Origin of the sequence: Algoriphagus hitonicola (genome assembly GCF_900113375.1) — a bacterium.
In the GTDB taxonomy this organism is placed as follows: Bacteria; Bacteroidota; Bacteroidia; order Cytophagales; family Cyclobacteriaceae; genus Algoriphagus; species Algoriphagus hitonicola.
Map to the genome: position 1 here is coordinate 38,170 of NZ_FOPC01000013.1, position 14,376 is coordinate 52,545.

Genomic DNA, 14,376 nt, shown 5'->3' on the forward strand with positions numbered 1-14,376 from the left:
TCAGAAAATCTCTGAATTTATGCGTTTTTCTATCCCTGTTGTTCTTTTGATTTTAGCCTTGCTGATTTCATGTGATTCCTCGACTTCTGTGAAGACTCGAGAACAGCGGATTTACATGGAGCGGGTGGTTTTTACTATTGAGGAAGAGCTCAGGTTGCTTTCTGATGAAATCGAGGAACTGGCTAGATTCAGTGAATTTTTACTGGAAAAGCAAGATAGCCTTCGCCCGCTACAAGATCCCAATCGATATGAGTTTAAGGGATATTATTCTTCCAATTCCATCGATACACTTGAGGGGAAAAGTTCGGTGATTTTATTGAACAAATGCCCCGATATCGCAAAAGCAAAAAATGATATACTGGTGACTAACGGGTTGGATTCGGCATTTGCTGAGCTCTACGCCAAGTATGATTTGATCGAGCAGGTATATAGTAATTCAAACTTGCAATTGTCACGAGTTTATCCTCCTTATGACGTGGTCAATATCGTGGACCCGGATATTGATGTGACCAAATTCAATTTTTTTTATGAAGGCGATGAAGAACACAATCCCAGCCGTGGACCGGTTTGGATTCCCGAGCCCTATGTGGATCCGGCGGGTCGGGGATGGATTTTATCCCTTGTTCATCCGGTGTATTATCAGGATGAGTTGCATTCGGTGATCGGGATAGATCTTACCGTCAATGACATCATTCAGGGATTTTTAGAAGAGGAGAAAGGCAATTATATTATTGTCAATAAAAAGGGAGATATCGTAGCAGGAAAAGCTACGGCAATAGAGGCATTGAGTATGCCGCCGCTGCGAAATCACGTGTATTTGGAAACCATCAATTCGGATAATTTCCGGATCTCGGATTACAACCTCTTTAATAGCAAAAGCAGAGAAGTCCGAAGTATGGGACAGACCTTCCTGATGGCTAAAGACAATCATTTTAGTTTTGTAGAGGAATCCTTTTTAAACGATGCGGTTTGTAAGTCATTTTCCGCGATAGATTGGTACCTTATTCGGATCAACGATAACTACTGATGATAGGTAAAGCTAAATGGCATTCTAATTTTTGGTTGACGCTAACGGCCGGTACTTTATTGGTGGTTTTGGTGATTATTTTAGGATTGAGTTTTTTCGATGCCATTTTTGAAGCACAGATTAATTCCCGAAAAGAGTTTCTTTACAAACAGACCGAACTCGCTGCCCAAAGTTTGGAAATGGATATCCGTCGTTTTGAGGATGAGGGCAAAGGCTTGATCAGTTATTTGGAGGATCCTTTTCACGAATTGGATGATTACGATGAGGAGTTGACTTCTGCGGCAAGGCGCTTTTTCAATGCCTATCCGGGATTGATCGATACCGCTTGGGTGGATATGCAGGATTCGGTTTTGATTTTTACACTTACTGATCGGAATAATTTTATCCGTACCCAGTCTACGGAAGCTTATCCCGAGGCTGGTTCTAGGCGGTATACCTACGATGTGATCGGGAAAAAGGGCTTCCGGATTATTTATTCGCTCAATTTGATTGATTTTACCAAGGAAAAGGTGCTCAATTATTACCTCAATCCAGGAGGAGCTAAGTTTATGATTTTCAATGATGGATTGATCGATTTGAGTTCCTATGGTTCTTCCGGGATTGAATTTTCACCCCAAAACCTCCAACCTGTCTTGGAGGATTTGTCTCTGGGTTTGAAAGGACTTTATGAGTTAAAATGGCGAAAAGACGGTGAAAATGTCTCCGGTATTTTGGCGCAATATCCCTTTAGTTTTGATTTGACTAGCCGAATGGGAACGCTGGTGTTTTTAGTGCCGGTGGAGGGGTTGCAGTCTGGGATCTATGGCACTTACTTGTTGCTGTTTTTGGGATTTGTGATCCTCTTGATCTTTACGATTGGGTTTTTCATCGTTTCCATTAAAAACAACCTGGAAGCGGATCGAATCAAAGAAGAAAATATCCGAGAAATTTCAGTGCTATTTGAGCAGCAGAACCTGCTCTTGCAGGAACTCCGTGGTTTTGTGTTTTTTCATGATGCCAAGGGCGAAATCACTCGCGTCAGTGATGAGGTAGAAGAAATTTTAGGCCATCCTAAATCTGATTTTGTAAAGGCTTTTAACAGGGAGATTGAGCATCAGGATGTTGATCAAATTCAGTACAATGTGAAAATGGCAGTGGCTGAGCACAAGGACGTGATCGATTTGGAATATGATTATCATCATCCGGATGGTCGTCAGGTTCGACTACGGGTATTCGAAAAATTGGTCTATGATGAAGCTGGAGACTTTACCGGTGGGATGGGAATTTGCACGGATATTACGGCGAACTATCTGGCAAACCTGAAAATTATTGAAAGTGAAAATAGGCTACGAACTCTGATCGGAAATATTCCGGATATTCTTTTTATTTATAATAATGAGGGGGTGGTGCAGGATTTTCATGTGCAGGAAAAGGGGAATATCTTTGATGCCTCCCAGGCCACGGTAGGACAAAAACTGGATGACTTTGTTCCTCATGGGCAGGCAAGTTTGGTGAGAGGAGCATTTAACGAAGCCCGGAAATATGGGGAGATGAAGGCTGTGGATGTCAAATGGGAATCTCCAATGGGAGAGCGGCATTATGAAATCCGCTTTTTTCCCTTGGATTCGGATCGGATGATGTCTATTTCTAAGGAAATCACCGGGCAAAAAATCTGGGAAAAAGGCCTCGTCGATGCCATGAAAGCGGCAGATCAGGCAAGCCGCGCCAAATCCGAATTTTTGGCCAATATGAGTCATGAAATTCGTACTCCGATGAACGGCCTGTTGGGAATTATTGATCTGCTGGAGCATACGGATTTAAACAGGATTCAGCGGCAGTACGTGGACATCATCAAAAACTCCGGGAACACCCTGCTGTCCATTATCAAGGATATTTTGGACTATTCCAAAATCGAGGCGGGAAAAGTTGAGATTCATTCCGAACAGTTTGACCCAATGGATGAACTGGAAAAACAAGCCCAGATTCTTTCTGGCTTGGCCAAAAAGAAGAAAATCCGGTTTACGATTGAAAAGGAAAACCTAGAGCCTCTGATCGTATCTGCAGATCGAGTGAAGCTCAATCAGATCTTTTTGAATCTGGTTGGCAATGCCATCAAATTTACCAATGAAGGAGGTAAGGTCGGTGTGAAATTGACCATGGAGCCCATTTCGGAATATTTACTTTTTTTAAAATGCCGCATCACCGATACCGGAATCGGAATTTCTCAGGAGCATTTGGAGCACCTAACTGACCCTTTTTATCAAATAGAAAGTTCATCCACGAGAAGTTATCAGGGAACAGGCTTAGGATTGGCAATTGCCAAAAAACTGATCGAGCTGATGGGCGGTGAACTGGAGATCGAAAGTGAAGTCGGTCAAGGTTCTGAATTTACTTTTGGGATTATCGTCAAAAAAGTCTCTCAGGGAGAACTTGAGCAGGAGGCCAAGTCGCCGATTAGCTGGAAAGAAGTCAGAGAAAAGGGAAAGGATACCCCATTTAAAATCTTGGTCACAGAAGATAATGATTTGAATCTTCAGCTATTGGAGTTGATGCTGGAGCAGCTGGGCTTTGAGTACAAAATCGCCAAAAATGGTTTGGAGGCGATTGAAAAAGTCAAGGAAGAGGACTTTGATGTGGTGCTGATGGATGTGCAGATGCCGCTGATGAATGGGCTGGAAGCCAGCCGGGAAATCCGTAATCTTCCTGGAAAAGAAAAGCTGATTATTATTGGGCTATCGGCCAATGTCTTCGATGACGATAAGATTTTGGCGATCGAAGCCGGGATGAATGATTATCTCACGAAGCCTATTCGGCTGGCTGTGTTGGCAGAGAAATTAGAATTTTACCTGCAGAAGTTGATTGAAAAGAGTAGGTAGCTGGTCGGCAAACTGTCAAGCTATGTAATAATTAAAAACAATAGACAAGCCTCGGTTTAGGTAGTTCTTTTGTTCAATTTTTATAGAGTTGAATGAAGTGCTTAAGAATAAGTATATCTAATGGTTATTTTTCAAAGTAATTTTCATTCCTTCATGAGAAGGGTTAAATCCCAAACTCTCGTAAAATTTAATCGCCTCGGGTCTTTTTTTATCCGTCGTTAATTGTAGCAAATGCGCATTCCGTTCTTTCGCTCTATTTATTGCCCATTCAAACATCGCTTTTCCAATGCCGATTCCTCTTCTGTCTTTTTTAATTCTGACAGCTTCTATCTGCGCTCTAATTCCCCCTTGATAAGTCAGGTATTGGATAAATGACAGCTGTAAAGTCCCGATTACTTCTGCATTTTCATCTTCTACGACAATAAGTTCTTGATTTGGATCAGCATTTATTTTTACAAAAGCGGCCAGATATTCAGCAGGCAAGGGAATCTGAAAATTTTCTCTGGTTTTTCCCAATTCATCATCGGCAAGCATTTCCACAATTATTGCCACATCCTTTCTTGTTGCTTTTCTAAATTTCATCCTTTCGTTTACTTTAAATTCCGATACATGATTCTCTTTTCTGTGTAAAAAATTCAGAAATCGCCTATTGATCCAGGCAAAGTGTATTGTTCCAAAGGGGGACATGGAGACAGGGAACATTTTGGTTTCATATAATTTTTTGCTTCTGAATTTTTAAATTCTTTGCCCAAATGTCAGCAAATTATTATCCGGGTCAAGTAAGGCAAATTCCTTCTGGCTCCAGGGTTTGATTTCTAAATGTCCGTTAGGATGTATGGGTATGTCATTGGCAATCATTGATTGATAAAGTGTCTCGATGTCCTCAGTTCTGATGTAAACCTGTCCGTAGTTTTCATTGGGGTCAAGTCCTTTGAATTCAAAAAAATGGATTTCTATATGGTCTTTTCCAACGATCAAATAGTTTCCATAATCTCCGAGCAGGGTAAAACCTAAATTATCCAGGTAATAGTCCTTTGTTCGATCGATATCTCGCATGGGTAACTTTGGATTAATGGCTGTGAGCATAAGTCTAAAATTTAGTTGTCAATTTTTGGAGGTTATTTTCAGGCTAAAAAATGGTTGTAATTCTTTATCTATGAAAATTAAAACTTGTCCGCATGCTGAATATAAAAAATAAATTTTGTGATAATCTGCTATTATTCTGATATCAGGAAGGTTTTATATAAACCTTTTTCTGAGGCCTTAGGCACTTCGGAAATCAAGGCATACCTTCCGGGTTCTAACTTTGCAGTAAAATACCCCGTACTACCCCCGGGCATATCGTTTACTCCACCTAGAAAAATAAATCCTTTCGGTGCCGGTTCTACCAACCCTTTAGGATCACGCCAGTCCAGCCATGCTTCCAAAATCCCTTCGTCTGCATTTTCCTCGATTTTTACAAGATTGATGTCATGTCCCAAAAAATGGTCATAGGTAGCCTGATCCAGATAATTTACAGAAAATGTATATAAACCGGCAATTAGGGGCGGTTCAACTTCGATACCTGATTCTCTTGAAATAGTTATAGCAATATCGGCTTCTGGCTCTTTCAGATTTGATTTCTTATCAACCACGACCAATTCTTTGATCATGCCCATATTAGTATGGAACATGCCATTATTCATTTTCACATAACATTCCACCAAATAATAACCGGGATCCAATTTGAGCGAAGTTTCGGCTGTAAGTCCCGGTGATATCAAGCCTACACCACCAGGCCATATAACTTCCGAAAACCATTGAGGCATCTTTCCGAATTCGGCAAATCCTTCTTCGGCTTTTCCATCGTTAATTAATGTCATCCCATTTGCAAAAGTAGGAAGGACCCGTTGTTTGACCGAATCGAGAGTGATTCCTTCAGGATACTTATCGATGAGAATAAAATGGGTCTGGGTTGATTTATTGTGATACCGCCATAGATTCCAACCTGAGGTGATGGTATCCGGCATCTGAAACTCCATGGCTTCCGTGATGATTTCTATGCTTTCCTCATTTTTTGTTTCTGAGACCTGATTATTTTGCTTTTCCTCAGGCTTGCATGATTGCGTGCAAATTAAGCCAATTGCTATGACGATCATTGTAGTCGTCTTCCTTCCGTTGAGATAATTAATTCGATCGATAATCATCATGCTTGGGTTAATTTATGTATGTGGAATTGTTCCTCGTGTAGAAACAGTAGCGGAATTGTGGACTCCTTTTCAAGAAGATAGGAGTGAAGCTGGGTAAAGGAATCCAAATCTAATTTCAATCCTACCATCCTTGGCTACAACAAGTTAGTGTTTTAATTTACTGTTCTGCCAACTGTTTTTTTTATTTTCACAGGATCTTCCAGGGCAAACTTTTCGTAGGACCCAAACCAAATCTGATAGCTAACTATTAGCAGGTAGAAAAATCTTTATCCATGCCACAAAAATGCCCTTCTTAAGCGGGGCAGACTGTTCAGTATCGGTTTCGTTGTTTACCAAATGTCATCGGGACCTACTGAGCTTCGCTCGCGACGAAAGCTTAGTTGTTATGCGGTCTATTTCCAATTTTTAAGTGAGATTTCCTGAAAAAAATCTTTCTTCAGAAAGATTACAAAGCTCAAAGCCTTGGGTTTTTGGTCCTTTTGGGATCAGCAAAAAGTATAAGAAAAGGGACAGGCTATCCAAGCGGTATCAGTAGTGAAATAGCGTTGAGGACCTAAATTCGGCATGATTTCTTTTACCAATTTTCCGAACCCTCCAAGGGATTGGTTTTTCTGACGATTGTGAAAATATCCAATCCTTCTTTTCGACTGAGCTGAACCCTTGAAGGGTATTTTGTTAGGCTGTTCGGGATCCACGATAATTATCGGGTGTAATCTCGAACTCCTTTCGTAGGATTTCTAATCCGAATTAAAATAGATCGCGCCTTCAGCGCTCCTGCTGTCACCTGATCCTCTGTACCCCAAAATTATATTTTGGGCTTTTATGGTTTGCGCCTTCAGCGCAATCCGGTGCACGAACCCTCAAAATGAAGACCTGCTAGGTTTTGGAAACCTGGCAGGTCTAGATTCCACAAAAAAAGCCCCGAATATCGAGGCTTTAAATTTTAAAAGGTGGAATTCATATCAAAGGCTTCCAAGTAGTCTGCCACTCGCCGGACAAACATACCGCCTAAGGAACCGTCCACCACTCGGTGGTCATAGGAATGGGAGAGGAACATTTTGTGTCGGATTGCGATCACATCGCCGGTTGGGGTTTCGACCACCGCGGGCTTTTTGACAATCGCCCCTACAGCCATTATGGCCACCTGCGGCTGGGGAATAATCGGTGTGCCCATCACATTGCCGAATGAACCTACATTGGATACGGTGTAAGTTCCGCCGCTGAGATCATCAGCGGTGAGCTTATTGGTTCTCGCTCGATTGGCGAGGTCATTGACTTTTTTGGAAATCCCGACCAAATTTAGCTGATCGGCATTTTTTATAATCGGCACGATCAAATTGCCGGAAGGAAGGGCTACAGCCATCCCTATATTAATGTCTTTTTTCTTGATGATGCGGTCGCCGTCCACGGAGATATTGATCATCGGAAAATCTCGGATCGCCTTGGCAATTGCCTCGATAAAAAACGGAGTGTAGGTAATGGATTCCCCGTATTTCTGTTTGTAGGCAATTTTATTTTTTTCTCTCCAATGCACGATATGGGTCATGTCTGCCTCGACAAAAGAGGTCACATGGGGGGAAATCCGCTTAGAATCCACCATGCGCTGGGCAATCATCTTGCGCATGCGGTCCATCTCAATGATTTCGTCGGTAGCCGATATGCTAACTTGAACTTTCGGAGTTTCTGAAATTGACGGGGCAGAGGCAGCGGGCTGACTGACTGGTGCTTGAGAACCTCGGTTTTTCAGGTAATCCAACATGTCCTGTTTGGTGACCCGATTATCCTTGCCGGTACCCGGAATTTTTGAAAGCTCTGTAGCTCCGATTCCCTCTTCTTTGGCGATGCTTCGAACCAAGGGAGAATAAAAGCGCTCATCGTCCCCAGATTGGTCCGGTTCTGCCGCAGCAATCAACGACTCAGTATGTGCGGGTGCAGCGGCGACTAGCTCTTCTTTTTGGGAAGGTTTTTCCGCAGTAGAGGCAGCGCTTGGAGCAGTTGAGGAAATTTCCCCTTCGGTCTCAATGATCGCGATGGGTGCGCCTACAGCGATCACATCGCCTTCTTTGGCCAATATTTTTTTGAGCACTCCGCCATGGGTGGCAGGTACTTCAGTATCTACTTTGTCAGTGGCGACCTCGAGCACGGACTCATCCTGCTCGATGGAGTCGCCCTCTTTTTTGAGCCAGGTAAGGATGGTGCCCTCTATGATACTTTCGCCCATTTTGGGCATCAGCATTTCTACACTTGCCATACTAGTTTTGGTATTTAATTGGGTTTATATTAAAGTTTTAAAATTAAATTTTATCAAACATTGAAACAAGCCTTTAGTATAAAATTTTATTCTTCAATTTTGGAAATGAATATTCTCAACAAATTGAGTAAAGCCACTCCGGTCAGTTGAATATTCAGCATCCGATCCTGAGTCAATTGCAGTTTTTTGGTTTTTGTCTCCTTTCGATTACTGACTGCAATCCAGACCGTTCCTACCGGTTTTTCTTCGCTTCCGCCATCTGGACCGGCGATTCCGCTGGAGGAAAGCCCAAAATCCGAGTCAAATAGATTCCGAACTCCCTGAGCCATTTCCTGCACCGTTTCTTCACTAACCGCCCCGCAATTTTTTAGGGTTTCGGAGGAAACACCGAGGATTTTTTCCTTGAACTGATTGTGATAAGGAACGACCGAACCTTGGAAATATGCACTGCTTCCCGGTACAGTTGTGATCAAATGGGAGACATATCCTCCACTGCAGCTCTCTGCCAAAGCTAGGGTTTTCCCCGAATTCTTCAAAAGTTTGGCAATGGCAGTCTCTAGCTTTTCCCCATCAAATCCATAAACATATTTCTCGATTCGAGGCAAAACCAGTCGGATTTGCTGCTCGACTTCTGCTTGAATTTTTTCCAGATTTGTCCCAAATCCAGTAAGTCGAAGTTTGACATGACCGAGGGATGGTAGGTAGGCTAAGCGGATATGATCGGGAAGGGCATTTTCCCAGTCATTGATCATATCCGAAAGCCAGCTTTCACCGATTCCGGCAGTTTTGATCAGTTTATGAAATATCACTGGCAATTCAAAAATCCTATCGAGCTTGGGCAGTACAAAATCACGCATCAGTTTTTTCATCTCATGCGGCACTCCCGGCATGGACATCCAATAGGTATCATTGCGCTCAAACCACATTCCCGGAGCGGTTCCCACTTCATTGGGTACATAGGTACAGCAGGAGGGGAGGTGTCCTTGAAGTACATTGAGTGGAGTCATCTCCCGGCCTCTACGCTTAAAAAATGCGGTGATTGCCTCGACTGCCTCAGGAACTTCCCGAATCGGGCAATCAAAGTATTCGGCCAACAGCGGCTTAGTCAAATCATCCTGAGTTGGACCTAATCCTCCTGTGATTAAAACCAAATCCGCCCGCTTATCAGCTTCGGCAAAAGCCTTCAAAATATCTCCCCGATTGTCTCCAACGGTAGTTTTTCGAACGACCTTGACTCCCTTGAGATCCAGTTCCTGAGAGATCCAGTGACTGTTGGTATCCACGATCTGTCCGTAGAGCAGTTCGTCTCCTATGGCAATGATTTCTGCCTTGATTTGCTTCATTTGTTTATCTGACTTTTGCTTTTCTGAGAATTTTTGAAAAGAGTTTGGGGAAAAAGCGCTTGAGGTAAACCGCGTAGATTTCCTTTCCCCCAATGAGCACTTCTTCTTTTTTGTGGGTGATGGCTTTGAAAATTTCTTCGGCGCAATCTTCGGGTTTCATCCCTTTTTCTTGTGCCTCGTCCATTTCATTGAGCGGTGTGCCATCGGCAGTCAGTGCGTTGACCGATACCTGTGTACGAATAAAACCCGGACAGATCAAGGTTACTCCGATCCGATCCTGAAAATGCTCCGCTCTGAGCGTGTCAAAAAAGCCGTGAAGGGCATGTTTGGAGGCGGCATAAGCAGAGCGGTAATGGGTACCGAATTTTCCGACGAGACTAGTTACCACACCAAAATGCCCGCTTTGATTTTGGATGAAATGAGGCAGAATGGCTTTGGTCAAAGCAACCGTACCGAAGAAATTGATTTCCATCAGTTTTCGGTCCACCGAAAGGGCCGTATCTTTGATCAGGGAGCGCTGACTGATGCCGGCATTGTGAAGCAGTATATCCACTTTTCCAAAGGAAGAAATGGCTTCTCTTACTTTGTCAGGCATAAGTGAGGAATCAGCCAAATCCAGTTCCAGGATTTTTACTTTTTTGGGATTTGGGCAAGCGGTCTTTACCTCCTGTAGCGCCTGACTGGTTCTCGCTGAAATAATCAGAGAATAACCGGCTTGGGCAAAGCGCAGGGCGGCGGCTTTTCCGATTCCGGAAGATGCTCCGGTGATCCAGATTACCTTTTGATCCGTCATTTGGCTTTTTTCCGTTCATAATCCACAAATCGAAAAGCATATCGGTGCTTTTCATCTGCAGGGTGATACTCTTCAAAGGTGATCTTCCAATCTTCAGGATCGAAATCAGGGAAATAAGTATCGCCCTCGAGTTCGGCTTCCACTTCGGTCAGAATCAACTCGTCGGCTAGAGGGAGAGTTTGTTTGTAGATTTCACCTCCACCGATAATGAAAAGCTTATCCACGTTTAATTTGTTGCAAAAGCGAAAAGCATCTTCGAAATTTTGGAAGGTATAATGGCCTTCGGGAACTTCAAAACCTGGATCTCGGGTGATCACCAGATGGGTTCGGTTGGGAAGGGGTTTCCCTAATGAAAGGTAAGTTTTACGCCCCATCAATATGTAGTGACCGGAGGTGATGGATTTAAAGCGTTTGAAATCAGCGGGTAATCTCCAGAGAAGATCATTTTCTTTTCCGATGATGTTGTTTTTTGCCCGAGCGGCGATGATAATTAGCTTCATGCGAAAGAATAGATAAGTGCTGAATTTACCCTGATTGCCCGGTTTATAAAAATGAAATTTGACAACAAATTAGGTTGAAAAGAAAAAGGCAATGAAAAATCATCGCCTTTTTAGTTTTGAGGGTTTTTGGATATTTCTATTTTTTCCCCATACTTTCCATGACATTGGGATATTCAGCCATGGTTAGTGATTTTGGGCTGTTGAGTTCGATTTCTATGACGGTCATTTCCACACTGCTACCATCCACGTCAGTGAATGTCATCGCCATAAAATCCCCTGCGGGCAAATTGGCAAATCGCTTGGCATATTTCTGCTTGGTACTGTTTTTCAACATGGGACTGTCCATACCCCAAAATGATTTCAGGTTTTCGATTGGCTCCTGGGTGATCCAATAATAGCCTTCTCCATCCTCGCTTTTCACATAAAACTCATCGCATTCATATCCCAGGATGGATTTGGTGTTTCCTGTTTTTTCGAAGGTGACATCCTCGTCTTCCATCTGATTTTCTACTTCTTCACTCACCATATTTTCACCGTCGATCTTATAGGCAAGGCTATTTTTGGTACCGTCACTTTCCATAAAGATGATGGAGGCGCTATTTTTCAGATCAAACACGATGGTGGAAGCACCTTCTTTGGTTTTTGGATCGCTTACTTCCATGCCGATGTATTCATTTGGGGTGAGCAGTGACTTCATGGTGACCGGATCTTCTGCTTTCCCGTTTTGATTTTTGGCGGTAACCTCCATGGTCATAAAGCCGGTGAAATCGTAAGCTTCCTCCGTGTCTACCGGTTCGCCCCATTTGGACATGATTGATTCCATATCCATATCAAGCGGGCTGGATTCGCTTCCTCCCAAGGTGCTGAGTTGTTTTTCGATTTGTCGCTGAACGAGCTTATTGACTTCCTCTTCGGTCTTTTTGGCCAAGGCGTTTTCCGCTCCCTGCTGAGCTGCTTGCTTGATTTTCTTGATTAATTGAGCTTCTACCGTGGTACTTGTCAGAAGTAGAATAGGTAGAAAAATATATAGTAGCCTTTTCATAGTTTTTTAGGTTAAAATGTTAATTATTACATATATAAAGTTCCTTAAAATTTGGTGGAATTAAAAATTATCCATCGAAATATGATAAAGTGGAAAGGAGAATTGGGGTTTTTCAGCATTTAATTTTAAAAGGGAATGGCCACGAATTCACGAATTAAAAGTTAAGCGGAAGAATTTGGTAAAATCTATCCTCTGAAATGTTTCCAGCAGATCAGCGAATAAGAAGTTTTGAATCAGGTTTAAGAGATTAAATTGGGTCTGTTTAAAAAGAAATTCGTGCATTAGTGGCTTTCAAAAAAAAGAAATTAGCCACGAATTCGCGAATTAAAACTGATCAGAGGATTTGGTAAAATCTATTCTCCACAATTTTTCCCGCAGATACACGCAGAAAAAGGCGCAGATAATTGCAGATTTTTAGTGGCCTACCTTGTGCGTATTGGTCAAATTCTTCAAAAAGAAATTCGTGCATTGGTGGCTTTCAAAAAAAGGAATTAGCCACGAATTCACGAATTAAAACTGATCCGGGGATTTGGTAAAATCTATTCTCTACAATTTTTCCTGCAGATACACACAGAAAAAGGCGCAGATAATCGCAGATTTTTAGTGGCCTACCTTGTGCGTATTGGTCAAATTCTTTAAAAAGGAATTCGTGCATTGGTGGCATTCAAAAAAGATTAGCCACGAATTCACGAATTAAAGCTGATCCGGGGATTTGTTAAAGTCTATCCTCAGAAATTTTCCCCGCAGATAGACGCAGAAAAAGGCGCAGATAATCGCAGATTTTTAGAGTCCTACCTTATGCGTATTGGTCAAATTCTTCAAAAAGGAATTCGTGCATTAGTGGCTTTCGAAAAAAGGAATTAGCCACGAATTCGCGAATTAAAACTGATCCGGGGATTTGGTAAAATCTATTCTCTACAATTTTTCCCGCAGATACACGCAGAAAAAGGCGCAGATAATTGCAGATTTTTAGTGGCCTACCTTGTGCGTATTGGTCAAATTCTTCAATAAGAAATTCGTGCATTAGTGGCTTTCAAAAAAAAGAAATTAGCCACGAATTCGCGAATTAAAACTGATCCGGGGATTTGGTTAAATCTATTCTCTACAATTTTTCCCGCAGATACACGCAGAAAAAGGCGCAGATAATCGCAGATTTTTAGTGGCCTACCTTATGCGTATTGGTCAAATTCTTCAAAAAGGAATTCGTGCATTAGTGGCTTTCAAAAAAAGATTAGCCACGAATTCACGAATTAAAACTGATCAGAGGATTTGGTAATATCTATCCTCTACCATTTCCCCGCAGATAGACGCAGAAAAAAAGGTGCTGATAATCGCATATTTTTCATTCACTATTTTTAGGGTTTTAATCAGCAGGGTAACCTATTCTTTCAGGAGATTCGGTATCCTCTTAGAAAATCTTCAGTTTTCATTCGTTTTTTGCCTTCCAGTTGTAATTCGAGGATTTCAAGCGGAACTGTCCCCGTTCCAATAAGAAAGGTGTTTTTGCCATCGGACCAAAATTCACCCGGAGCCAAGGCTTTTGAACTCTTATGAATTTTTGTCTTAAAAAACTTCCAGATTTTCCCCTCAAATTCTGCCCAAGCCGCAGGGTAGGGAGAGAGTCCTCTCACCAGATTGTGAATGGAACTAGCATCTTGATTCCAATCAATTTTACCCGTTTCCTTAAATATTTTGGGAGCATGATGCAGCGCCTTACTTTCATCTTGAATCAAAGGCTTTAACTCATCTTTAGCAATAGCCTCGACCGTTTTCAGTACCAAATCCGAACCGACATTCATCAATTTTTCATAAACCGATCCCAAATCGTCTTCGGGAAGAATAGAGACTTTCTCTTGAAAAATGATGCTTCCGGTATCAATCTCATGCTTGAGAAAAAATGTAGTGACTCCGGTTTCTGTTTCCCCATTGATAATCGCCCAATTGATCGGAGCGGCTCCACGGTAATCGGGCAGGAGTGAAGCATGGAGATTGAAGGTGCCCAAAGGCGGCATGCTCCAAACCGATTCGGGAAGCATACGAAATGCAACCACAATCTGAAGGTCTGCTTTAAGGTCTTTCAGTTCTTGCTGGAACTCCGGATTTTTGAGATTGGTCGGCTGGAGAATAGGAATACCAAGTCGCTCGGCGGCTTGCTTGACGGGTGAACCCACTAGTTTTTGACCACGTCCCTGAGGTTTGTCCGGCGCAGTGATGACTCCCACCACATTCCAACCGGCATCCACCAATTTTTCTAAGGCAGGGACCGCAAACTCCGGCGTACCCATGAATATAATTCGCAAATCCTCTTTTGACTTCACTTCCTTATTCAGCATTCTCTTTCCAGTATTTTTTATGAGTTTTCTCTCCGTTATATTT

General features: G+C 42.4%; 11 protein-coding genes. 2 read left to right on the forward strand and 9 right to left on the reverse strand.

All coding sequences use genetic code 11. The features are described from left to right. Positions 1-19: 19 nt before the first annotated feature. Together BM043_RS15960 and BM043_RS15965 are read left to right on the forward strand one after the other, a co-directional pair. Positions 20-1,027 carry a cache domain-containing protein gene (locus BM043_RS15960; RefSeq protein WP_092793477.1) on the forward strand — a complete coding sequence of 336 codons (1,008 nt, stop codon included), beginning with the start codon at positions 20-22 and terminating at the stop codon, positions 1,025-1,027. Beyond that, on the forward strand, positions 1,027-3,882 hold the full coding sequence (locus BM043_RS15965; protein WP_092793479.1) for a PAS domain-containing hybrid sensor histidine kinase/response regulator: 2,856 nt from the start codon (positions 1,027-1,029) through the stop codon (positions 3,880-3,882). The genes BM043_RS15960 and BM043_RS15965 overlap by 1 nt, the downstream gene beginning before the upstream one ends. Before the next feature lie 117 nt (positions 3,883-3,999). On the opposite strand, the gene BM043_RS15970 is transcribed toward BM043_RS15965, so the two are convergent. The 9 genes from BM043_RS15970 to fmt all read right to left on the reverse strand — a co-directional run bounded on the left by BM043_RS15970 (position 4,000) and on the right by fmt (position 14,333). Beyond that, positions 4,000-4,464: a GNAT family N-acetyltransferase gene (locus tag BM043_RS15970; protein ID WP_092793604.1), complete on the reverse strand. Its 465-nt coding sequence runs from the start codon at positions 4,462-4,464 to the stop codon at positions 4,000-4,002. Between the two features lie 153 nt (positions 4,465-4,617). Then, on the reverse strand, positions 4,618-4,968 hold the full coding sequence (locus BM043_RS15975; protein ID WP_092793481.1) for a bleomycin resistance protein: 351 nt from the start codon (positions 4,966-4,968) through the stop codon (positions 4,618-4,620). A 131-nt stretch (positions 4,969-5,099) separates the two neighbouring features. After that, complete coding sequence (locus BM043_RS15980) at positions 5,100-6,071, reverse strand: hypothetical protein (protein WP_218144159.1); 972 nt, start codon at positions 6,069-6,071, stop codon at positions 5,100-5,102. 943 nt (positions 6,072-7,014) lie between these two features. Next, the gene (locus BM043_RS15990; RefSeq protein ID WP_092793485.1) at positions 7,015-8,322 is read right to left on the reverse strand and encodes a dihydrolipoamide acetyltransferase family protein; all 1,308 of its coding nucleotides are present in this window, start codon (positions 8,320-8,322) and stop codon (positions 7,015-7,017) included. A gap of 86 nt (positions 8,323-8,408) precedes the next feature. Further along, complete coding sequence (locus BM043_RS15995; protein ID WP_092793487.1) at positions 8,409-9,665, reverse strand: competence/damage-inducible protein A; 1,257 nt, start codon at positions 9,663-9,665, stop codon at positions 8,409-8,411. A gap of 4 nt (positions 9,666-9,669) precedes the next feature. Then, complete coding sequence (locus BM043_RS16000) at positions 9,670-10,458, reverse strand: SDR family oxidoreductase (RefSeq protein WP_092793489.1); 789 nt, start codon at positions 10,456-10,458, stop codon at positions 9,670-9,672. Further along, complete coding sequence (locus tag BM043_RS16005; protein ID WP_092793491.1) at positions 10,455-10,958, reverse strand: dihydrofolate reductase; 504 nt, start codon at positions 10,956-10,958, stop codon at positions 10,455-10,457. The genes BM043_RS16000 and BM043_RS16005 overlap by 4 nt, the downstream gene beginning before the upstream one ends. Positions 10,959-11,094: 136 nt before the next feature. After that, complete coding sequence (locus BM043_RS16010) at positions 11,095-12,000, reverse strand: DUF4412 domain-containing protein (protein ID WP_092793493.1); 906 nt, start codon at positions 11,998-12,000, stop codon at positions 11,095-11,097. Between the two features lie 1,388 nt (positions 12,001-13,388). Next, positions 13,389-14,333 carry a methionyl-tRNA formyltransferase gene (fmt, locus tag BM043_RS16025; protein ID WP_218144160.1) on the reverse strand — a complete coding sequence of 315 codons (945 nt, stop codon included), beginning with the start codon at positions 14,331-14,333 and terminating at the stop codon, positions 13,389-13,391. Positions 14,334-14,376: the final 43 nt, after the last annotated feature.

Excerpts from the sequence above, each read along its gene's own strand:
- BM043_RS15960 (WP_092793477.1), top strand. The coding sequence starts at position 20 with ATGCGTTTTTCTATCCCTGTTGTTCTTTTGATTTTAGCCTTGCTGATT.
- BM043_RS15965 (WP_092793479.1), top strand. The coding sequence starts at position 1,027 with ATGATAGGTAAAGCTAAATGGCATTCTAATTTTTGGTTGACGCTAACG.
- BM043_RS15970 (WP_092793604.1), bottom strand. The coding sequence starts at position 4,464 with ATGAAATTTAGAAAAGCAACAAGAAAGGATGTGGCAATAATTGTGGAA.
- BM043_RS15975 (WP_092793481.1), bottom strand. The coding sequence starts at position 4,968 with ATGCTCACAGCCATTAATCCAAAGTTACCCATGCGAGATATCGATCGA.
- BM043_RS15980 (WP_218144159.1), bottom strand. The coding sequence starts at position 6,071 with ATGATGATTATCGATCGAATTAATTATCTCAACGGAAGGAAGACGACT.
- BM043_RS15990 (WP_092793485.1), bottom strand. The coding sequence starts at position 8,322 with ATGGCAAGTGTAGAAATGCTGATGCCCAAAATGGGCGAAAGTATCATA.
- BM043_RS15995 (WP_092793487.1), bottom strand. The coding sequence starts at position 9,665 with ATGAAGCAAATCAAGGCAGAAATCATTGCCATAGGAGACGAACTGCTC.
- BM043_RS16000 (WP_092793489.1), bottom strand. The coding sequence starts at position 10,458 with ATGACGGATCAAAAGGTAATCTGGATCACCGGAGCATCTTCCGGAATC.
- BM043_RS16005 (WP_092793491.1), bottom strand. The coding sequence starts at position 10,958 with ATGAAGCTAATTATCATCGCCGCTCGGGCAAAAAACAACATCATCGGA.
- BM043_RS16010 (WP_092793493.1), bottom strand. The coding sequence starts at position 12,000 with ATGAAAAGGCTACTATATATTTTTCTACCTATTCTACTTCTGACAAGT.
- fmt (WP_218144160.1), bottom strand. The coding sequence starts at position 14,333 with ATGCTGAATAAGGAAGTGAAGTCAAAAGAGGATTTGCGAATTATATTC.